This window comes from Glaciecola sp. SC05 (assembly GCF_041380235.1).
Lineage (GTDB): Bacteria > Pseudomonadota > Gammaproteobacteria > Enterobacterales > Alteromonadaceae > Glaciecola.
Genome location: NZ_JBGIYY010000019.1, coordinates 62,860 through 85,217, shown reverse-complemented (window position 1 = coordinate 85,217; position 22,358 = coordinate 62,860). Strand labels below are relative to the sequence as shown.

The window sequence follows — 22,358 nt, the reverse complement described above, 5'->3', positions numbered from 1 at the left end:
CAAGCGACATCAGTGGTATTGCAAAAACCTTCTACACCGATTTACAGTCGCAAGCGACCACAGCAAATATACAAGAGCTCAAAACACGATGGACAAGGTGGCTTGAACATTGGAAAGCCACCATTAAAACCGACCCAAAGGCCTCGTTAATGTCTGTTGATGAGCTGAGTAAACACATGAAAAGCGTCAATCCAAAGTACACACTAAGAGAATGGCTTGTGGCGCCCGCCTATCAACAAGCCGGCCAAGGCGACTATGCCTTGGTTCGAGAATTACAGGAGGTGATGACCCGGCCCTACGACGAACAATCGAAAGAGGTTGAGGCAAAATACTATGCACTAACACCGCTTGATGTATTTGGCGTGGGTGGCCTTTCGCACTATAGCTGCTCATCTTAACGATAGCGTAAATATTCATAGGTACTGCGAACATCCCACAGCGAAATACTCGCTAAGTGGGAATAAAGTCTTCGATTTTACTTAAACCGTCTGACTATTAGAGTTTAAATTTCGATATAGTATGTGTCATACCTTCACTACTCGATTTCAATTCGCGGCTAGTGTCGGTAAGCTCATTAGTGGTTAACAGAGCCTCAGAGGACATTGATGACAATTCGTTTACGCGGAAGTTTACCTCATTGGCAGCTTCTGCTTGCTGTTCAGTTGAGGCAGCAATTTGCGATGTAATGTCCTTTAACTTTTCCATTAATGCATCCACTGAAGACAATGAGTCGCCAGCTAAACCTGCTTGGTCACTGGTCTTTGCAAAGGCTTCTTGACTACTTTTCACTGCACCAACAGCTTCAACCGCGCGAGATTGCAAGCGTTCAATCATACGTTGAATTTCTTCTGTACTTTGCGCTGTTCTGCTAGCAAGCGTTCTTACTTCATCGGCAACTACTGCAAAGCCTCTGCCTTGTTCACCTGCTCGTGCCGCCTCAATAGCCGCGTTGAGGGCGAGTAGGTTAGTTTGTTCAGCAATACCGCGTATCACATCCAATACAGCGCCAATGTCTTCGCTGTCTTTAGCTAAATTGGTAATAACATTGCTAATGTTTTCAATGTTTGACGCCAGTTTACTTATTTCTGTAATTGTAGCGTCAACCAACTGTTTGCCGCCAATGGCATTTTCTTGGGCTTCAAGGGTAGCTTTTTCTACATTGCTAGCACTTACACTGACTTCCTTGATGTTGGTAGTCATTTGCTCCATTGCAACCGCAACTGAAGAAGCACTATCGCTTTGAGATTGTGTTCTAGAATAAGAACGGCCACTAGCGATGGCGACTTTTTCGGCATTTTCAAACACGGCCTTTGAGGAGCTCTCTACCTCTATTAAAAGCTCACGCATTTTTGAAGTAAACACATTAAAATGGGACGACAGCCGAGAGATTTCATCATTTCCGCTATCATCAAGATGCTTAGTTAAATCCCCTTCACCTGAGCCTATATCTTCCATTCTATCTGACGCTGACTGAATAGGCCTATTGATACTTAGGGTAATAATATAGCCCACAAAAGCAATGATAAGAGTAACCACAACGGTTTCTACCATTAGTTGTATGAACATCGTTCGGTAGCTGGCGTCTACCGAAGTGATGTACAGGCCTGAGCCAATTATCCAACCCCATTCAGAAAATTCTTTGAAATAAGAAATTTTTTCGTCAATTTCTGTTGAATCCGGTAGTGTCCACCAATAGCTAATAAAACCTTGTTTCTCTATAGGCGCTCGTTGGCCTATTTCTGTAAAAAAGGCAAAACCGTTTTTATCTGTATTGTTTGTTAAATCTTTACCATTGAGCCCAGCATTCATGGGATGAATAATCATTCTAGGAAAACTGTCTTGAACCCAGTAATAATTGCCGTCCTCGTATCGCAAATCATTTAATAATTGCAGCGCCTGTTTTTTCGCTTCTTCTTCGCTCAACTCACCAGCTTGCGCTCTATCATAATAAGATTTAACAGAACTGTGTGCTGTTTCCACGACAGACTGTGTTTCTCGTTTTTTCGTTTCAACCAATTTGTCGCGATAGCTACTCAAAGTACTGAGCGATATTGCCATCAATGCTATGAATATCAGGCCAACCATTAAATTTAGTCTTTGCTTAATTGAAAATTTTCTAAACCACATATTCATTTACCTCGGATCACAACGATGCTTGGGCTTTCACTTTGAAAAAATCATTAAATTGATATCGACATTCAAACTGGTAGCTTGACTACATTTTCATTAAAATTTTTCAGACATTCGTTAGCCCTTCAGTGTTTTGCTATTCAGCCGACAAACGTTGTAGGTAACAATCTTTATTACAACGGTGCTCCGCTATGAAGCTAATACTCACAATTTCTTTGCTCATTTATGTATTTTGGGTTCCTGCAACCAATGCCGCTAATGGGGCTAAGCACTATCCAGGCATTTTTGTTGGTTCCACAAAATTTGATGGAGAAACCAATTTTACCTTAGGCTTAGAGTATGAATATCGTGTATCTAATAAATGGGGAATCGGCGGTGCACTTGAACGGATCAATGAAGGACATGAAGGTGACGGGGTAAGCATTTGGACCGTTATGGGATTTTATCATCCTGTTGAGCATATAAAATTAGGATTTGGTCCCGGTCAAGAGCGTATTGGAGGCGACTATGGAAAAAACAAAGACCTCTTGCGTTTTGCCATAGCCTATGAATATCCAGTCAATGATGCATTTGAAATAGCGCCGACGATTGATATTGATTTGATTGATGGTGATATTGCGTTTGTCGCTGGAGTGGCATTTATTCTTATGTTTTAAAACTGCAGAATTAAGCAGCCCTATATTCCGAGTGCTCTGGTCATCTTCTCATTACTCTCTTTGTGCACAATCACATTGTCTTCAATGCGCATACCTCCATAGGGGCGCACTGCTCGGTAGGCGGTTTCACTCTCGACTATGGCCTTTTGGCTTTATGAGTGCATCTGATCGGCATTAACAATCGTGGGCAGCCAGCGAGCATTACTTCTCATTTTTTAATCAAGCAGTAGCTACCAAGCTAGGCGCAAGTCGCATAGATATTGGACTATATGAAGGGGTTAAAGTGCTGATGACGCCAGCGGCGAGACTGCATGGGTTTGAGGAGCAGAGCATTGAAACCTGGCCATCCATAAAGAAACAAATGTACAACTATATGCGTAATTCAAAGGTGTATTTGATGGAAGTAAGTAAAAACTAGAACCTTAACAGCATGAGGTTTATAGTGCTCTAAGGCCTAAATTTTGCGAATTGCGAAGATGGAGAAACCTGATGAACGTAAAAACGCCTTGGTGGTTATGGTTAGTGGCGGTTTTACTGCTTTGGTATAGTGTAGCCATGCAAAAGCGCGGCATATTGCGCTAGGTGCAAATTAACAGTCGAAGCCCAACTAAGTACCTTGCTGCAAATCGTCCTGTGAGCGCAGCGGTGTTAATTATAGGGGTTGACCGCGATAGGTTGATTTCATTGAGTCATTCACGGCGCATGCTTTAAAAGCTTGGAAAAGACAAGGCTGACATGTTCATTATTGAAAAAACGGGGCGCAACGATATTTCTGGTTTTGCAGATTTCGATAGCGTTATCGTTGATTTTTTTGAAGGCCTTTAAGTCTGAGCATAAGACAAAGTAAGCCGATGCAAAACAGTTGGTTTCGCACCGGCCTTTTGCCACGTAGCGCTATCAGTCACTTTATCAGCATATTTGCTTATAACAACAGTGAGCTAGTCATCTGTTATTTGCCCAAGAGACGCATGCACAATACCGCCATCTAAGGTAATAGTGTCGCCTACCACGTAATCGCCGGCTCGGCTGGCAAGATAAATGGCGGTACCCGCTAAATCTTCTTCAGTTCCTATGCGACCTAAAGGAATATGTTTGCCGACCGAGGCGCTGTTGTCTCTTGCTTGCGTATTCATATCTGACGCAAAGGCCCCTGGCGCGATTGAAGTTACCACAATATTATCGCGCACCAGCCTGGCAGCTAGGCGTTTAGTGAGATAAATTAAGCCCGACTTAGATGCATGATAGCTATAGGTCTCCCACGGATTTAAGCGCTGCCCGTCAATAGACGTAATATTGATTACTTTTGCGAGCACGCCATTTTTACCGCCGGCTTTTAGCAAGGGATAGAGTGCTTGAGTGAGAAAAAACGGCGACTTCAGATTTAAGTCCATGACTTTATCCCAACCTGCTTCAGGAAAGTCCTCAAAAGAGGCGCCCCATGCTGCGCCGGCATTATTCACCAAAATATCGAGTTTTTGTTCTTTCTCAGCTAGCGCTTCTGCTAAGGCACGCGCCCCCTCTACAGAAGATATATCCTGTGGCAGGGAGTGGCACTTTGGTCCGAGTTCTTCTGCGGTTGCATCACAGTCTGTTGCTTTACGAGAGTTGATGTAAACCGTCGCTCCTTGGGCTATATAGGCTTTAGCAATAGTTTTGCCAAGGTTGCGTGAACCACCAGTTACTAATGCAATGCGGCCTTCAAGGGAAAAGAGTGTTGAAATATTCAAGTTGAGTTCTCCTGGTTAATAAGAGTAAGTTGTATAGGATGTTTAGCTTAAACATCGCGTGGGATTGATTCACAAATGAAGACTAAATCAATCGCTTACTTGGCGATAGCTTTTAAGTTTATTAACCGCCGGTTTTGCAGCTTTTCGCATACGGTTTAATATTTTTAGCTTGCTAAATTCATAAAACCTGACGCTTCGCATGAGCTTGCCGAATCCGTCGAGGCGCTGATTAATCATCCATTTTTTTAACCGAGGCTCTTTAGACCAAAAAAACTGATTCATCATATTGCGATAAGTTAGCTCAACCCAATCATCTACTGTATTGGGTAGTGGAACTACTTTACTTAACTGATTCTTTTTCTCGTTATTGTCATAGCTTATTTCAAGGTAAGCAATAAATGCAGCACTGAAGGTGGGTTGATATGCTCTTACGGTTTGCAGAGTAATAAGGTCATCTTCGAATACAGGGCGAATGTCTAAGTTAGTAATTGCGCTTGCTGTGCAGTCTATATACAAAGTATCTTTAGCTGGAACCTGCGTGCCTAACTCACAGGTAATTTGGTCTCTAGCGATATGGCTGACTCGACCTTTTCGAACCACGTTTTTTATGGTTTGCAGTAGGGCAAGTTCAGCTCTTGATACTGTCGCTCCGTGGAACATTTCTGGCTCAACGTTCTTGTCTATGCGCATCATCACGCCTGATTTTTCTAGGCGATCAAACATATCTCTAACAGACGTAGATTCAGCGATGGATTCCAATTGACAAGCTTGGGCATGGGCGAATGTGCTAAAAAAAGCTTTGCTTGGTTGAATATTGCCGCGATCGATTAGCCATCCATCTCTGGGCATGTACCAAGTTATATTTTGTGCTTGCACTTGGTTTTGCAATAACCATAGGCAGGTATCTATGGCGGTTTTCCCGCCTCCTAACACCGTAAACGTTTGATAGCCGTGTTCGGCTTTGCTCAAGAGTTGGGGCAGAGTATTTGGTGGAACGAGCTGCAATCCAGTTTCCATTGTAAATTTGGGTTGGTGGGTAGAAGGAATAGCCGTTTTATAGTAAGTCGAGTCGACCATTTTTTTATGATACTCAACAGTAAACTCAACACCGCTAATTAAGTGTTTGACCCGTCCATTGCCCAAATATTCGCACATAGGAAAATAACGCACCCGTCCGCTAGGCAAAATGGTATCACGCATGACGTTATCAAAATAAGCCTGTACCTCTGAGCCAGAAGCAAGCTCGTTTAAACCTTTATTCAGTCCTCCTTGGTCGATTTGACCTTTGCTCAACTCTTTAGAATTAACGCCATAAAACGATGACGGCTGATGCAAGGTTACAAAGGAATACACATCGTTCCAATGCCCACCGGGCTTGTGTCGATTGTCGATTAAAATCACCGTTGCATCAGATTCAGCCAACAGAGTATCGACGAACGCCATACCGCTGGCACCTGCGCCCACCACTAAATAGTCCGCGCTGCAGTCTTGATATTCTATTGCTTGCATATCGTTTCCTTGTTGCTGAAATGTATCGTTTTTATTTGTGGTCAGTATCCTTAGGTATTGTTACTTAGTAAACCATTTTCAGCAGATAGCCCTAATTGGTATCGTGGCAATACAATGTGCCACCCTCTTTTTGAAGAGCAGGTGCTTAACGAGGCCCTAGAGTCTATGCAAGCGTCCACTCTATGGGTAGGGCATACAACGGGCAGCACGGTTAGGCAGCGCTTTGATAACAAGCTCATCATGATTGACACCGGTATGCTAAAAGAGGCGTACGGCGGTCATCCTATTTATGCGCATATTTTTGAGGCGCGCACTGCGCAAACTGAGTCGGTGCCATGGCGATTTATTAATGCAACAACGTCAGATGAAGTGCAAGCAGCTTCAGTGCCGATAAGACGCAGCATCAATCCTCACGAATGATTTGATTTCATCCAATCAAATGCAAGAAAAGGGCATTCGCTACGATGGCTTTTGTAACTATCAGCGCCAGCGCCAAATGATGGATTTATTTGATTATTTGGTGAGTAACCAAGACCGCCACTTAGGTAACATTACCTTTACGCAAAGCGAGTGGCTTCGCACTAGAGAAATCAGTGCCATTCTAAAGCGGCGAGATTTACTGCTAAGTGGAGAAGCCTAGTCTTCATAGATACTGTATAAATACGTCTAGTCAAGCATTACAGTACTTATGTCTAAGGCTCAGATCATGCAGTTGAATGAGCTGAATGATGAGAGTCATTCTAAAAACAGAACAATAAATATGTAACTAATCGATAAACCTGATTAGGTGCATCGTTTCTTTTCAATTTAAATTCAACAAAAACATCTATATCTTATACATCAACGTAAACAAACACGTTAATTCTAACAAACCTAACCAAAAGAGGAATATTGAACATGTCAATTATAAACCAGATGATCCCTGACTTTTCTGTAGAAGCGTTTCATAACGGTGAATTTAAAACGATCACTAGCGAAGACGTAAAAGGAAAATGGTCAATCTTCTTGTTTTATCCTGCTGATTTCACTTTTGTATGCCCTACAGAACTTGAAGATATGGCTAAAATCCATGACGAACTGCTCGGTCTTGGTGTAGAAGTTTATTCTGTGTCTACAGACTCTCACTTTGTACATAAGGCTTGGCATGATGCTTCTGACGCAATTGGAAAAGTAACTTACCCGATGCTTGCCGACCCAACGTTTAAGTTAGCACGCGGTTTTGACGTGATGATTGAAGAAGCTGGTCAAGCGTTGCGCGGTACTTTCTTAGCAAACCCAGAAGGTATTGTGAAAGTTGCTGAAGTACATGACTTAGGTATTGGTCGTAGCGCAAAAGACATGCTTCGTAAAGTGAAAGCTGCTCAGTATGTAGCAAATAACGACGGCGAAGTGTGCCCAGCAGCATGGGAAGAAGGTCAAGCGACATTGACACCAAGTCTTGACCTAGTAGGTAAAATCTAAGTATTACTTAGACCTGATGTCCGACTCGCAGAATAGTCTGCGAGTCACATTGGGAATAAACGATTGTGGTCTATTTTGAGTCCACAACCTTTTATTCCCACCCATTTGAATTTATGAGACTGCTCAATGCACACTCAGGGGTAATGCTACCCTAAATACCAGCGTATATGAGTGCTATGAGCGAGCAACAATAGGAGTAACATATGTTAACCCAAGATATATTAAATGCCCTTAAAGGTTATTTTAAAGATTTAAGCAACGATGTGACCTTAGTGCTACAAACCGGTCAGCATTCGAAGCGTGATGAGCTAAAAAACATGCTTTCGCAAATCTCTGATTTGTCTGACAAAATCGAACTGGTTGAGCGAGATACGCAGAGCAAATTACGTTCACCTGTCACTTTCGCGATAGAAGCGAAGGGCAAATTCACCGGTATACAATTTTCAGGTGTGCCAGGCGGACACGAATTTAACTCGTTCATACTCGCTATTCTGCAGGCCGGTGGTAGCAAGCTGAAACTCGATGAGAGTATTCAGAGCATGGTTAAGAAAGTAAAGAAAAAACTCGATTTTCAGGTTTACATCAGCCTTAGCTGTCATGCATGTCCAGATGTTGTCCAAGCTATGAATCAGTTTGCACTGCTTAACGATAACATTGGCGCTGAAATGATCGACGGTGCGGTTTATCCCGACTTGGTTGAGCAAAACAAAATCCAAGGCGTGCCAACAGTATTCTTAAACGGTGAGGTGTTTGCTAGCGGTAAAGTCGAGATCGCCGGCATCCTTGAAAAGTTAGGTAAAGTGGCACCAGAAATACTAGAAGCGAGTAACGACGAGCCGAGCTTACCCATGCAGGATGTCACCGTTATAGGCGGCGGTCCAGCAGGTGTTGCCGCTGCCATTTATGCAGCGCGCAAGGGGCTCAAGGTAACTGTCATTGCCGATCGCTTTGGTGGTCAGGTGAAAGACACCATGGGAATTGAAAACTTGATTTCAGTGCCGTCCACGACCGGTCCGCAGTTAACGGGCTCACTAATGAAGCACCTTAACGAATATGAGGTCACGTTAAAAGAGCATATTCGTGTTGAAAAAATTGAGAAGGGCGATATCAAGACTCTGCATTTGAGCTCGGGTGAAACTTTGCAAACTCGCACGCTCATCGTTGCAACCGGCGCAAACTGGAGAAAGCTAAATGTACCAGGAGAAGACGAGAACATTGGTAACGGTGTTGCATATTGCCCGCATTGCGACGGCCCGTTTTATAAAGGTAAAGATGTTGCCGTAATTGGCGGCGGTAACAGTGGCGTAGAGGCTGCACTTGATTTGGCGGGTATTGTTAAGTCAGTCACTGTGTATGAGTTTTTGCCTCAACTTAAAGCCGATAAGGTGTTAGTTGACCAAATGGCGAAGCGCAGTAATATCTCAGTCGTGACAAACGCAGCCACTAAGCAAATCTTGGCTGAAAACGGAAAGGTAAATGCAATTGAGTATATTGACCGCACAAGCGATGAAGTCAAACAGCAAGCGCTTCATGGCATTTTCGTTCAAATTGGCCTGGTGCCAAATTCAAAGGTTGTTGAAGGGATAGTTGATTTAACGAAGTATGGCGAAATCATAATCAACGAAAAAGGCTTAACGAGCGAAGAAGGGATTTTTGCTTGTGGTGACGTTACCACCGTGCCGTATAAGCAGATTGTCGTGGCAATGGGAGAGGGTTCAAAAGCAGCGCTAGCGGCCTTTGATTACCTATTGATGAATCCATTAGAAGTTGACGAGCAACAAAGCGCAGAACAAGCGGCTTAAGCAGCTCGATAACATAAGTCCAGTAATGTTGGTATCATATATTATCAATGGAGCACGTTTCATTATTAAACATATGAAACGTGCTCACTGGTTTTTTCAGCGCCTTAATACTTAGGCTAAATAATCTTTCGGTAAACTTTCGATTTGCGCAACGCCAGAGTCAATAGCCGCTTGTGCAACTGCTGTTGCGATGCGTCGACAAAGCCTAGGATCCATGGGCTTTGGAATGATATATTCGCGCCCAAAACTTAAACTCTTGGTGTTACTGGCTGTCAATACCTCTTCTGGTACCGGCTCTTTGGATACGCTTCTTAAGGCCTCTACTGCCGCAACTTTCATCTCGTCATTGATGACGCTGGCGCGCACATCGAGTGCTCCTCTGAAGATAAAAGGAAAGCACAGTACATTGTTAACTTGGTTAGGGTAATCTGAGCGCCCAGTCGCCATAATCAAATCTTTACGTACTTCATGGGCAAGCTCTGGTTTGATTTCTGGATCTGGATTTGAACAAGCAAACACAATTGGGTTCTTGGCCATCAGTGTCAACGCTTCAGGTGGCAAAAGATCGGGGCCGGATACACCTAAAAATACATCAGCACCTTGCATCACATCTTCGAGGGTACGTTTGTCGGTATTATTAGCAAACAGTGCTTTGTGCTCTGTAAGGCTTTCACGGCGGGTATGAATGACGCCTTGACGGTCAAGCATATAGATTTTTTCGCGTTGGGCACCGCATTTAATTAGTAGCTCCATACAGGCCACCGCGGCTGCGCCAGCGCCTAAGCAGACGATGCGTACATCTTCAATTTTTTTACCCTGAATTTCCAAAGCATTCAGCATACCTGCCGCCGTTACGATAGCAGTTCCGTGTTGATCATCGTGAAAGACAGGGATTTTGCAGCGTTTAATCAGTTCTTTTTCGATTTCAAAGCATTCAGGCGCTTTGATATCTTCTAAGTTAATGCCGCCAAAGGTATCGGCGATATTGGCGACGGTATTGATAAACTCTTCAGTGGTGCGGTGCTGAACTTCAATGTCGATAGAGTCTAGTCCAGCAAAGCGCTTAAATAATAGTGCTTTGCCTTCCATGACGGGTTTAGAGGCTAAGGGACCTAAATTGCCGAGGCCTAATATGGCAGTACCGTTTGAGATTACCGCTACCAAATTACCTTTCGCTGTATACTTGTACGCAGCATTGGGATCTGCAGCTATCTCTTTGACAGGTTCGGCAACACCTGGGCTGTAGGCCAGTGCTAAATCGTCTACGTTTGCAGCTGGTGTGGTAAGTTCAACGCTGATTTTTCCTGGGGTAGGAAAGGCATGATAATCTAGAGCTTTTTGACGAAAATCGGACATTTCGGTATGAATCCTAGTCTGATGATAAATACTGCGCTATGCGCAAGCTATGTCTATAACAATAGCATAAAAATACGCAGATAAAATCCAATTCTAGGCTTTTGTTTTTCAAGACCTTACTGACAAGACTCTGTTTTAAAAGTAAAAAATAACAACTATTCATTAAGTATATGCTGAAGATTGTTTTCAACACAGATATGAATAATATGGTTTTAACTAATAATCCGAGCGAGATAGCATAAATTGATTCAGCTCAGCCCTGTGCTAAAGTCAATTTAATACAGGTCAATATCGTACAGAGAAAATCCCTAAACGTTCACCTAGCAGACATCACCTGAGGATACCATTATGAATACAACGAGATTGCGAAAATGCCTAGTCCTTGCAGTATTGATGCTTGCCTCAGCTAAGCTAACGGCCTTGGACATATATTTGATTCGACACTTTGAAAAGCAAACTGAAGGAAACGATCCAGCGTTGACGCAAATCGGTGTAGCCAGAGCGCAAGCGTTGGCAAAACACTTTGAAGTTATATCGCTGAGCAATATTTATGCGACTGCATACAAGCGGACCCAGCAAACTGCAGCGCCTCTGGCTATCAAGACTGAACAGGTCGTGACGGAATATTCACCCAAAAACTTAGAGGACTTTGCCGCTTTTTTATTAGAAAAACAACAGCGGGTATTAGTGGTTGGTCATAGCAATACCACTGCGTCACTCATCAAAGCCTTAGGAGGGCCTAAATTCAGTATTTCTGAAGACCAATACGGCACGCTCTATCATCTTTACAGCGTTGATGACCAAATTCAAATGGATACGACGCGCATTGAGCTTGATAACGAGTCCTTGAACCTGAATTAGCAACGCTTACGGAGTCTGTTTAATGATCTCGGCCAATTCTTGTCGGTGCGCCGCGAGCAACTTAAATAGCTGCAGTTGATTTTTGGCTCGCTCGAGGTTATGCAGAGGGCGCTGCACATGAAAATAATTATCACCATCTAAATAATCAGTCAAAAAACGCACTCCCATCAAAAAAGGAAGCAGCAGAGCGCCGACGATTAAACTATCTTTTTCGATTAGGGTGATCTGCTTATCTAGGCTGTTGATGTAGCTATTGGCTAGTGCCTTAAATATATCTAGCTTGAGCTTCATTTGCTGCAAGGCGGTGCCGTCTTCTGATAAGTTTGAACAACAAGTGCGCACCATATCTCCGAAATCATGCATTAAGACCCCAGGCATACAGGTATCTAAGTCAATTACGGCGAGTACTTCGTGGGTATCAGCGCTGAACAAAAGGTTGTTTATTTTGGTGTCGTTATGGGTCACTTTAAGCGGCAGTATTGGCAACAGTTTGGCTACTTCATCAATAAACGCTTGTTGCGCAAAACAATCATCAATTAAATCAATGCAGGCGGCCTTTCTGTTGACCTTATCGCTGGTAATTGCCTCTTTTAGCTGTGTCAGTCGATGCGCCAATGAGTGAAAGTGAGGGATGATTTCAACGAGTTGTTGGGCAGGAAAATCGCTTAGGGCAGCATTAAATTGAGCAAAGGCCCAGGCCACTTTTTCGGCTTGTTGTGGCGTTTGCACATTGTCAATAGAGTAGCTATTTGGCACAAAAGCGAGCGCCCTATAAAAACCCTTTCCCACTTGCATAAAAGATTGCTGATTGCTGTTAGGCAACTGATTAATTGTAAGCAGTGGGTATTCACCCTTTTGTTGCTTTGTAAGCAGATGCTGGTTGATAAGGTCTGCGTTTTGGCAGACCCATTCGGGTTGCTTAAACACATAACGATTAATACTTTGCAGGACAAATTCGCGGTCTGGCGTTTTTACTAGGTAGGTTTGATTAATTAAACCATTTCCTAGCGCAGAAATGCTGCTGTTTTCGATGTCGTCATGGTAATAGCTAAGCACGGTCTCTAAATGCTGCCGTGTTTCGATGTTTATATCATTTTTGCTCACTATGGTTGCGCCCCTTTAGCAAGCGAAGCGCTATTCGATAGCGTTAGACCATTTACTTTTTCATCTACCGATGCTGAATCAGCAGCGTAAGTTACGCCAAACCAATCATCTTTTGAGATAAGAACATCTACCACTACCTGTGCATTTGCAAGCAAGCTCATGACAACGTCGGGCAAATAGCATTCTGTGTTGCTATCTATTTGCTGTGCATCTGCTGCAGTGCCAAAGGTAGCAACAAGCGCTTGTTCAATGCCGGAAAATATCGACTTGTCAAAAAGCCAGCAGTTCATTGATACCGGGGTATTATGCGGTATGTGAATACTTTTACCTGAGCTGGCAATCTTTCCTACTATGGCTGAATGTCCATGCTCGCTAATGCTTTTTATCTGCTCTACTTCGGTAATCCTTTGCAACTGCATGCTTGCGTTATGTTCACATATTCCACGATTAACGCCGCCATTCTCAGACAAGGTATTTTTAATCAGATAGGCGACCATTGTATGGTGACTAACAGCATTGTGTTGATCGATGCTTTTATGACGACTTTGCAACTGCGCGAATGCCTGTTCGCCGTAGTAGTCGTCTCCGTTAATCACTGCAAAAGCGCCTTTTATGTGTGCTCTTGCACACCAAAGTGCATGGGCCGTGCCTAATGGTTTGTTTCTAGTGGGTGAAAGTTGACAGGCATCGGGGAGCATATCCACAGTCTGAATTGCAATGTCTACCTTTAAGCGACTTGGTAATCGAGGCATTACTTGCTGCTCAAGTTGTTCTTTTTGATGAGCCTGAGTCACAAATACAACGTGGGTAAAGCCTGCTTTCATGGCGTGGTGAAGGTTGTATTCCATCAAGGTTTTGGCCCCATGACCAAAACACATAAATTGCTTTGCGCCACCAAAACGACTGCCGCTGCCAGCGGCTAGTATCACGATGGTGCCTACATTATCCATATATCATTGACCTTGCCCTGAAACCTTTCCTATAAAATTAATACGCTGATTAAGCAATAATTCCCAGTGGCTTTGCACTTTTCCATACCCCACGTGTAAAGTCTGGGATATCTTTTGAGTTACTGCGATCGTTTACTGAGTCGGCGCTCAGGGGCATGACAACCGACCATGCTGCCGCGTCGTAAACATCCTGGTCGAGAGGCTCTGAGTTTCGAAGGCAATAAATCATGCGCCACAGCATCAAAAAGTCCATGCCGCCATGCCCGCCGTTGCGCTGAGCTTCTTCTCCCATTTTGACCCACATTGGGTGATCAAATTCATCTTGCCATGGGCCCATTTCTTCGTCCCAGCGGTGAAAGCTATGAGGTTTAGGTTCACGACCTTGACGACCATTGGCCTGCCAATGTGCTACTGCCTGTTGATGGCGTTGTGCATAATTTTCAGCGATGTTTGGTGGCACAGTTTCTAAAGCAATACGATTCGGAAAACCTGCGAAAACGCCATTGGTGCCTTGAATATAATTATGTCGTGAATAGGGCCTTGGGGTGGTCGTGTCATGCTGCAGCATTATGCTGCGGCCTAACTTGGTTTTTATCACGGTGGTATTCATATCGCCGGCGATATAGTTTAGCTTGTTACGGGCGTGCTGTGCAGGGAACTCTCTTTGTGCGTATGCGCGCCGGCCTAGCGCTGGTGAACTAGTGGAGCTTAAATAGTCAAAGCTGTCGCCTCTATTAATATTCATATATTGAGACACTGGACCCAGACCATGGGTTGGATATAAATTGCCGTTCATCTTAGTATGCCAATGGGTTCGCCAAGAGCCTGTTTTTTCTTCGATTTCTTTCATTTGCCAGCGCAGCTCGTGAATGTAAGCTGCTTCGCCATGCAGCAAATCGCCAAATAGACCTTGGCGAACCATGTTTAGCACCATCAGTTCATCGCGCCCGTAGCAAACGTTTTCCATCATCATGCAGTTTTTTTGGGTCCGCTCAGCGGTATCTACTAGCTGCCAGCATTCTTCAACTGTGGTTGCTGCAGGAACTTCAACAAAGGCATGTTTTCCGCTCTCCATGCTTGCAACACACATTCGGGCATGCCACGCCCAAGGAGTAGAAATAATTACAATATCGATGTCCTGTCGGTTGAGCATTTCCATGTAGGCATAGTTTGAACCTGAGTAGCGTGCTGGTCGCGGCAGACTTTTATTGACCACGTAGTCAATGGATGCATCTAAGACCTTTTCATTGGTATCGCAAATTGCGGTAATTTCGACACCATCGATGTGACAATAATGTTTAACATGACCTGAGCCACGCTCGCCAACACCAATAAAACCGATGCGAACTATGTCCATTTTTGGCACGCGGAGTCCCATAACAGATTTGCCCTGTGAGGCAGTGGTCTGGGCTAGGGTATTGGCTGAAGAGCAACCAACTGCAACACCAGCGGCGGTAAGCGCAGCTAATGACTTCAAAAAATGTCGACGGGTATTGTTATTCATATTAAGTCTCTAGATCTTTTTATCAGCACATAAAAAGCATGATGGATATTCTTGATAATGGCAAGGGCTCCACTATCTATACTCAGCGAATATAGGATATCTGAATGCTCGTTACAGTCCATTCCATAGTCCAGAGCCCACAATCTAGTATTTGAATGTTTCAGAAAATAGTGTGTTAAGAGTCTATTTGGCTTGCTGAAGATGAGTAATACTGCATTATTTTAGGGAGCATCTAATTGTCGCAAGGCTTTTTCAACAGCAAATATATGAGGGTCGTTCACACCGCATGCACGCAAAGAGCTTGCTAGATCATATACATAATCTTTATTTTTACCGCTGGGTCCTTTGCTTTGAAAAATATGCTTGGCGAGATCTTTTATGGGTGCGTCCCCTAAGAATGCTGCATTGTCAGGGTAGGCAATGTAAACGAGTCCGCGAACTTCTCTACCTGATAGCAGCACGATGCTTACTTCTTCTCGCAAATAGCCATTTTTTTCTCGATGATCAAGATGTAAAAATACTTCTGGAGTGACTCTAAAGGCCATTCCGAAACAAGGCATATTTTCAGATGGTATTAAAGTCGCCACACGACCAGGGCGCTCTGGGGTGCCTCTATGATCGCTACTTCCCTGCCAGAGTCTGCGTTCATAGCCATAGATATTCGCCTGAGCCTGCTCTAAGTATGCAAAATCGACTTTATAAATCAGCGAAGCATAACCGAACACCCACAGTTCATCGTAGTCATCTAGTCGTTGCCTTCTGCTGTTAAGGACCTGTGTGTCAAAGCTCATGGAGTAAATTACCCACTATTTTTATACTGAGTTATGGCAATGTTAAAACAAAAAAGATACTTAGCATCGAACTTTATTGCTTGGACGAAATAAAATATGAATTTCACAACACAAATATAGATAGTTATTCCGAGATAACTCGTAGTGTATGTATATTAGCGAAATGTGCACTGACTGCCATTGACCTGCATGAAATATAGATCTTAAATAACGGGTCTTTTTGTAGTAAGACGCTTTCATTTATGAGGAATTAGTATGACGATATATCAAAAATCTCCAGATGCAATTGCCAAGCTGACACCTGAGCAGTATCGCGTTACTCAAGAAAATGGTACGGAGCGTCCTGGCACCGGTGAGTTATTAGATAACTTTGCACCCGGAATCTATGTGGATGTGGTTTCAGGCGAACCCTTATTTGCCTCTTCTGCAAAGTATGAGTCTGGTTGCGGTTGGCCGAGCTTTACCAAAACAATCAACCCGGTTAATGTCACAGAGCTGAGCGATACCACACTCGGGATGAGGCGAGTAGAAGTGCGCTCCACCCATGGAGATAGTCATTTAGGCCATGTTTTTCCCGATGGCCCTAGAGAGCAGGGGGGGCTGCGTTATTGTATTAATTCGGCTTCATTGCGTTTTGTTCCAAAAGAAAAAATGCGTGATGAAGGCTATCAAGACTATTTAGATCAAGTGGAGGATATTTCCTAATGGCAAATGAAAGAGCAGTGTTAGCAGGCGGTTGTTTTTGGGGTATGCAGGACTTGATCCGTAAACGTGAGGGTATTTTGTCTACGCGAGTTGGTTATACCGGCGGCGAAGTACCTAATGCAACCTATCAGAATCACGGTAGTCATGCAGAGGGCATCGAAATCATATTTGACAACGAACTGACTTCATACCGAGAGATATTAGAGTTCTTCTTTCAAATTCACGACCCGAGCACGCCAAACAGACAAGGCAACGATATCGGCTTATCTTATCGTTCGGCAATCTACTATGTGTCTGAAGAGCAACATAAAGAAGCAATAAGAACCATTGCTGATGTGAACGCTTCTGGTTTATGGCCAGGTAAAGTCGTTACCGAAGTGGAACCCGTTGGAGATTTTTGGGAAGCTGAGCCAGAACATCAAGACTATTTGGAGCATCGCCCTAATGGCTATACTTGCCATTTTGCGAGACCCAATTGGAAACTACCATCGGTAACATGATTACTGCACAAAGCGGTTAATGTTCACAAAATACCTCACCAGCATCGACACCTGCATCATAGCGCTGTTGCAGGCCTTTGTCGGTGCGGTTCAATAAAGTGCTTTAAAGATTGTCTCAAGCCAATAATTGAATGCACTCTTCAGCCAACTCTGCTGCTGTAAACATTCCTGGTTGAGTTGGCTGTGAACTAGCCTAGTCCCTATTGCGCAACCCGCTAAACTAAATTACTCTGCGCTGAGGTTTACTGGTCGTGTGAACCACATTATTTCAGCATATTACTGAGGGCTTAGTCTTGAAACACATAATCACCATTGGATTTTTGCTACTGCTTATCGCTTGTGGCGGAGGCGGTGGTTCTGACTCATCACCGCCCACTACTCCAACTACTCCCACTACTCCAGTGACCCCAACACCACCGCCTACGCCCCCAGTAACGCCCCCGGTAAATACAGATTTACTGGCTAAATATACTGGCATTCGCTCTATAGCGCGTATAGATGTGACCAATTCTCACGATATCAGCCACCATATTATTCGACTGCATGATTTAACAAATTTACTGATTTACAACAATGATTTCCGGCAAGTCAGATTCGATTATTTAGTTGCCCAATATGCAGACCTATCGACCCTAAATGGCGAATGCGAAACCGGTGAGTTTGTGTCGACTGAACCAACGGCACAAAATCGCATCGATTTTGCATACCAAGCTTGCCAAATCGGTCCTTACACAATAAACGGCAATGGTTTTTTATTAGCGCTGAACTTCGATAACAACGGGGAGCTTAACCTTGCTGAGATAAGCTTTGATAATGTGGAAATTAGCTATGAAAAGCAAAGCGGTAATCGTTCAACCTACAATATCGAGGGCGTTTCTAGAGTTGACATAGGCCCTGTTGTTATTTCAAAAGCAAGTTTTGATGCACTAATTACTGAACAAGAAACACAAACACAGTACTACCTTAACAAGCTTGAAATTGGTTTGAACATTGTAAATAGCGATCCAAATGGGTACGGAATGGCAGGTGAGGTGTATTTATCTGACTACGGTATTGTTCAAGTCAGTACCATCTCAGAATATTCTAATGCGGTAACACCGGCGCAATCCATGGCACTAGCTGTTACGGCCGATAAGACCTTAATTATTAACAATTTAGGCGGACAGAATATCGGTTTAGGGCTATTTCAAAGCACCGCCGAAGTGTCGCAAACTTCGAGAACGATTGATTTTAATTTTATTGATCAGAAGCAGTATTTAAACACCCCAAATAATGCGCCCACGGCAAGTTACCTAATAAGCAATACCCGTATAAATAAGCGCGAAACATTGTTGCTTGACGCATCTAACAGCGGCGACAGTGACTTTGATTTACTCAACTATAATTGGGAAATCATTGAGCAGCCACAAGGCGCCAATTTACAAATTAGCAATAACGGCTTTGTAAATGCCAGTGTGGTTTTTGACTTAGCCGGTGATTACCGATTCCAACTACGTGTCGATGACGGTGAGTTAAGCGATCAGAGCGCGATTTTGCAGCTATACGTGCGCAAAGATCCGCCTGTTGTTTCTTTAGTATCATCACCAACTGAGATTGCTTTTGGCCAAAGCTTTCAATCACAAATAAACATAGAAAATCCGCAAGATGACGGCCCTTTTGAAGTCAGTATTCATAGCGGCCCTTTGTCTATGAGCATCGGCGACAATAATTTGCTTTTTTGGGATGGCAGGCTTCCTCGCTTACAAAAAGAACGAAATGTCACCTACTCGGTTAAAGTCGCAAACGCAGACCATGAAGTTATTGTTAAGCAAAGCGTTTTGCACAACGATACGAGTGTCTCCCCACTTACTCAAATAACTGAGTATGAACCAACTGTTTTACTCACATTTGACTATTTAAATGATCAAAGCACTGATTTACTGGTTTCCAAAGGTAAATCAGTTGAAATTATTGAGCTTGGCACTCAAAACGTGTTGTGGACAGGTACTTTGCCAGAATCTGAAATTCGATACATCAAATATGAGCCTATCAACAACGGCTTGTTTTTCTATACCGCAGGACTAGACCAGTTATTTAGGCTCGATTTAAGCACTCAGCAATTAAATTTACTTGCTGATTTGAGCATTTCACCTTTTAGAATCAGTGGCGTTTTCGAAATTTGGCAAGAAAATAGCACTAGCGACACCATCATAATTAGCACAACCGGTTACTACAATACAAATACACAAGCGTTTGTCAGGTTTCAATTTAATGTCAGTCAGGTAGATGACGTTGATGGCGATTTGGTGCCAGAATTGATCAGTCGTGACGGTATTTATCGTTTTACTGATTTGAGCCTCTTATATGATACGAGCAATATTCCTTTTGAATTACAACAAACGGTGTTTGCTGATGTCGACGGCGACGGGATCAGTGAAATGTTCAATACAAACGCGAGAATCTTTGCAGGTCAAGAGCCGGCTTATTATTTAGAGATTTATACATTACAAAATAATCAATTTATCTTGCAACAGCGGTTTGATGAACAACAAACACCGGTTTCATTCGGGCTGTCGGCAGACTCACAAGAGTTGTATTTAATTGAAGGCGAGCAAAATATTCGACGCTATGTATACAGCCCCACTAACAGTCAATTTCAAGCACAGGATCTGCGAGCTTTAAACAATTTTGATTACGAAACATTCACACAATTCGACGACAAATATGCACCTTGCTCAATACAAAGTATTCGATCTGCTACGGTATTGCTTCGCTGTGATGGTCGCTTAATCACAACAGGCACATTTAAATCAAGCTTTGATATCGTTGATTTGGGCGCTAATGAACTGGTGCTTAATACCATTGTGGATAGCACCAATAAAAATGAATCGTTTGGCAAAATACTAAACCAAGATGATCAAATCATAGTGGGTCAAAGGAATGGTATTAGTATTTTCGATGAACAAAGAAATAGGCAAAAAGTCGAATTGGTAAATTCTTCCTCAGATAGACTTTTTTTCCAAAACTTCTACGATTTCACTTTTGATGACGAACAAGCCTTTGGTTGGGATGCACTGTTTGACCGAGTTCAACGAACCAACTTAACTAGCGCTCAGGTGGATGATTATGAATATCCTGGCGCGAATATTCCCAACTTGCTATTTTTTGAGTTGGCGCAAGAGCGATTCACTTTCTTACAATCAAGCCAATATTTGGTTATGTTAAACCGCGACACGATGCAAGAAATAAGTCGCTTTAACGTAAATGAGCAAGTGTTTGCGGCTGAATTCTTCAACGATACAAATGCACTGGTTAGCTACACCATTGACGATCAAGCACTATTAACCGTATGGATAAACAACACCTTGCTGACCTTTGAGTATAAGCAAAGCCAATTTAGTTTGATTGACCTATCACCCTTACCCAGTGAGTCTTTTGTTAGTGGTGAACAAATGATGAGCGTTGTTGAACAAAACGGACAAACAACCTTAGTACTATTGAATAACTCACGTGTTACTGAAAACGACTCGGTCAGCGAATTTAATAACTTTGAACATTTAGTGTTTAATGTGTCTGATAAGTCCTTTGTACGATCACAGACTTTTACTGAACGCTTTGGCACCAACGATCCGTTATTTTTCGACTATTGCGTAGCATCAAATCAGACCAAAACTCGTCATGTAGCTTACATTTTTGGAACTAACTTTGCCGTAGAACAAGAGTTTCAAGATGAATCTAGCATTATTGCAGGTAAAATTGGCGCTTTCGATTTAGCTAGTGGAGAGCTTGTGTGGTCATCGAACAGTTTTACCATCAATAAACCTGCCGATGGTGGGCAGTTTCGCATCGCATGCAAACAACAAGGTGACAGCATTACACTTACTTTTTCAAGCGGTAAGGAACTTTATTTTGGTCAATAGAAGCAAACTAGACTGATTAAATGCAGGCGGTGGTTATAACTGTGTAGTCTGCTCGTGTGAAGGCAAAATTCTGAGCGATATACTCCCCCATTATTCGGGTTTTGCGCTTTTGAAGCAGTTATTACCTTCGCTGATGACGTAGAATTTTCAAAATAGCAAACTTTATTATGATCTTACATCAGCGCCAAACTTAAGCAAAAATAGGGTACAAAGACAACACTAGCAAGCCTGCCATACAATAGTTGAATACTTGTAAGCTGCTGGGTTTAGTTAGCCATCTTTTAATTTTTGTCCCCAGACTTGCCCAACATGCAATGCATGGAAAATTAACTAATCCAAAAACTAGCGCCACCAAACATACCGACGCAAAACTTTTGCTTGGCGCAAAGACGCTTATGGCGGTTAATGACATACTCCATGCCTTGGGATTAACCCACTGAAACATCACTGCTTGAAAAAACGTCATAGGCATCGACCTAGCGCGTTTGCCTTCTATTTCATTTGATGACATCGCTATTTTTGCCGCTAAGTAAAGCATATAAAGCACACTTAATACTTTTAGAACATTGTAGGTAATCGGATAAGCATCGAACAACTGCATTACGCCCAAACCCACTAATACGGTCATAAAGACAAAGCCCATTGACACGCCAAACATATGCGGCAAGGTTAATCTAAAGCCAAAGTTCACGCCAGATGTCATCAACATTAAGTTATTTGGACCGGGAGAGAGTGACGAAGCCAATGCAAACAGCACAAGCGCAAAAAGGATATCTATATTCATATATTACTGGTACTTTGCATGGCTTTTATTTCGGAGCAGTTAAACGAAAAATTTTTGCGGTTGACTTTACTGTAGCACTAATCAATTTTCATAGGGAATACAAAAATTAAAAAACTCATTTTACTTAGCTCACTTCTATTCATACCTGTCGCCAACAGTGGTCAGTATAACCATTCTGCTGGGATCGGCATTCAATATGCGGGGCTAATTGGGTACCAATTATCCTATCAAGAATCGCAAAGTAATTTTAGAGGCGCTGTTGGACTTGTTGGGGTAAATGTCGGCTATGACTATTTGATAACTGACTTTTTCTCGGTAGGTGCAACATACACATTGTCATTTCGAAATGTGACATCTTTGAATCTTAACTATAGCCCTTCAGGTAGAGTCAATGAGTCTTGGATTTTTGGCATAGATTTAGCGAATATCCAAGGACAAGACGCCAGCGGCGATGGCTTCCTGTCAAAACAACAGAAGGATAGTAAGAATGTAATCTTTTTCAGCGCGGGTTATAAATTTTAAATAAGTTAGGCCACAAAACCAGTTGTCGGAAGTAAAAAATGTCATCTGTAACATGATTGCGGCGCTCGGTTACTAGTTAACTTGCTTGTGACGCGCA

19 protein-coding genes and 1 pseudogene are annotated in these 22,358 nt (G+C 43.0%); 11 read left to right on the top strand and 9 right to left on the bottom strand.

The features are described 5' to 3' along the window. Positions 1-398 (top strand): annotated as a pseudogene (locus tag AB9H30_RS16135) (hypothetical protein); the annotation flags it as partial. Positions 399-495: 97 nt separating this feature from the next. Here AB9H30_RS16135 and AB9H30_RS16130 read toward each other — a convergent pair. Continuing rightward, positions 496-2,127, bottom strand: a complete 1,632-nt coding sequence (locus AB9H30_RS16130) for a methyl-accepting chemotaxis protein (RefSeq protein ID WP_371195745.1) — start codon at positions 2,125-2,127, stop codon at positions 496-498. 194 nt (positions 2,128-2,321) lie between these two features. Between AB9H30_RS16130 and AB9H30_RS16125 the strand changes: the two genes are divergently transcribed. Beyond that, entirely contained in the window at positions 2,322-2,786 is a 465-nt protein-coding gene (locus tag AB9H30_RS16125) for a hypothetical protein (RefSeq protein ID WP_371195744.1), read from the top strand. A gap of 938 nt (positions 2,787-3,724) precedes the next feature. On the opposite strand, the gene AB9H30_RS16120 is transcribed toward AB9H30_RS16125, so the two are convergent. Beyond that, positions 3,725-4,513 carry an SDR family oxidoreductase gene (locus tag AB9H30_RS16120; protein ID WP_371195743.1) on the bottom strand — a complete coding sequence of 263 codons (789 nt, stop codon included), beginning with the start codon at positions 4,511-4,513 and terminating at the stop codon, positions 3,725-3,727. Between the two features lie 87 nt (positions 4,514-4,600). Next, positions 4,601-6,022, bottom strand: coding sequence for an NAD(P)-binding protein (locus tag AB9H30_RS16115; protein ID WP_371195742.1), 1,422 nt, complete (start codon positions 6,020-6,022; stop codon positions 4,601-4,603). Between the two features lie 57 nt (positions 6,023-6,079). On the opposite strand from AB9H30_RS16115, the gene AB9H30_RS16110 reads away from it, so the two are divergent. From AB9H30_RS16110 to ahpF, 4 genes are all read left to right on the top strand, one after another. Further along, positions 6,080-6,442 carry a hypothetical protein gene (locus AB9H30_RS16110; protein ID WP_371195741.1) on the top strand — a complete coding sequence of 121 codons (363 nt, stop codon included), beginning with the start codon at positions 6,080-6,082 and terminating at the stop codon, positions 6,440-6,442. A 1-nt stretch (position 6,443) separates the two neighbouring features. Beyond that, a complete protein-coding gene (locus tag AB9H30_RS16105; RefSeq protein WP_371195740.1) occupies positions 6,444-6,662 on the top strand; it encodes a hypothetical protein in 219 nt (72 codons plus the stop codon). A gap of 251 nt (positions 6,663-6,913) precedes the next feature. Next, positions 6,914-7,483, top strand: a complete 570-nt coding sequence (ahpC, locus tag AB9H30_RS16100) for an alkyl hydroperoxide reductase subunit C (RefSeq protein ID WP_371195739.1) — start codon at positions 6,914-6,916, stop codon at positions 7,481-7,483. Positions 7,484-7,686: 203 nt separating this feature from the next. Then, complete coding sequence (gene ahpF, locus AB9H30_RS16095; protein ID WP_371195738.1) at positions 7,687-9,285, top strand: alkyl hydroperoxide reductase subunit F; 1,599 nt, start codon at positions 7,687-7,689, stop codon at positions 9,283-9,285. 111 nt (positions 9,286-9,396) lie between these two features. Here the strand turns inward: ahpF and AB9H30_RS16090 are convergent, their stop codons facing one another. Continuing rightward, a complete protein-coding gene (locus AB9H30_RS16090; RefSeq protein ID WP_371195737.1) occupies positions 9,397-10,641 on the bottom strand; it encodes a malic enzyme-like NAD(P)-binding protein in 1,245 nt (414 codons plus the stop codon). Between the two features lie 348 nt (positions 10,642-10,989). On the opposite strand from AB9H30_RS16090, the gene AB9H30_RS16085 reads away from it, so the two are divergent. Then, a complete protein-coding gene (locus tag AB9H30_RS16085; protein WP_371195735.1) occupies positions 10,990-11,502 on the top strand; it encodes a phosphoglycerate mutase family protein in 513 nt (170 codons plus the stop codon). Between the two features lie 6 nt (positions 11,503-11,508). Here AB9H30_RS16085 and AB9H30_RS16080 read toward each other — a convergent pair whose 3' ends face one another. From AB9H30_RS16080 to AB9H30_RS16065, 4 genes are all read right to left on the bottom strand, one after another. Continuing rightward, complete coding sequence (locus tag AB9H30_RS16080) at positions 11,509-12,606, bottom strand: phosphotransferase enzyme family protein (protein ID WP_371195734.1); 1,098 nt, start codon at positions 12,604-12,606, stop codon at positions 11,509-11,511. Then, the gene (locus AB9H30_RS16075; RefSeq protein ID WP_371195733.1) at positions 12,606-13,556 is read right to left on the bottom strand and encodes a sugar phosphate nucleotidyltransferase; all 951 of its coding nucleotides are present in this window, start codon (positions 13,554-13,556) and stop codon (positions 12,606-12,608) included. Before AB9H30_RS16075 ends, AB9H30_RS16080 begins: the two co-directional genes overlap by 1 nt. Positions 13,557-13,605: 49 nt before the next feature. Then, complete coding sequence (locus AB9H30_RS16070) at positions 13,606-15,060, bottom strand: Gfo/Idh/MocA family oxidoreductase (RefSeq protein ID WP_371195732.1); 1,455 nt, start codon at positions 15,058-15,060, stop codon at positions 13,606-13,608. 221 nt (positions 15,061-15,281) lie between these two features. After that, entirely contained in the window at positions 15,282-15,851 is a 570-nt protein-coding gene (locus AB9H30_RS16065; RefSeq protein ID WP_371195731.1) for a gamma-glutamylcyclotransferase, read from the bottom strand. Between the two features lie 255 nt (positions 15,852-16,106). Here AB9H30_RS16065 and msrB point away from each other — a divergent pair, with 255 nt between their 5' ends. The 3 genes from msrB (at position 16,107) to AB9H30_RS16050 (ending at position 20,955) form a co-directional block, all read left to right on the top strand. Beyond that, a complete protein-coding gene (msrB, locus tag AB9H30_RS16060; RefSeq protein ID WP_371195730.1) occupies positions 16,107-16,556 on the top strand; it encodes a peptide-methionine (R)-S-oxide reductase MsrB in 450 nt (149 codons plus the stop codon). After that, positions 16,556-17,056, top strand: coding sequence for a peptide-methionine (S)-S-oxide reductase MsrA (gene msrA, locus AB9H30_RS16055; RefSeq protein ID WP_371195729.1), 501 nt, complete (start codon positions 16,556-16,558; stop codon positions 17,054-17,056). Before msrB ends, msrA begins: the two co-directional genes overlap by 1 nt. A gap of 293 nt (positions 17,057-17,349) precedes the next feature. After that, positions 17,350-20,955, top strand: coding sequence for a hypothetical protein (locus AB9H30_RS16050; protein WP_371195728.1), 3,606 nt, complete (start codon positions 17,350-17,352; stop codon positions 20,953-20,955). Between the two features lie 190 nt (positions 20,956-21,145). On the opposite strand, the gene AB9H30_RS16045 is transcribed toward AB9H30_RS16050, so the two are convergent. Further along, entirely contained in the window at positions 21,146-21,739 is a 594-nt protein-coding gene (locus AB9H30_RS16045) for a LysE family translocator (protein ID WP_371195727.1), read from the bottom strand. A gap of 333 nt (positions 21,740-22,072) precedes the next feature. Here AB9H30_RS16045 and AB9H30_RS16040 point away from each other — a divergent pair, with 333 nt between their 5' ends. After that, positions 22,073-22,261, top strand: coding sequence for a hypothetical protein (locus tag AB9H30_RS16040; RefSeq protein WP_371195726.1), 189 nt, complete (start codon positions 22,073-22,075; stop codon positions 22,259-22,261). Positions 22,262-22,358: the final 97 nt, after the last annotated feature.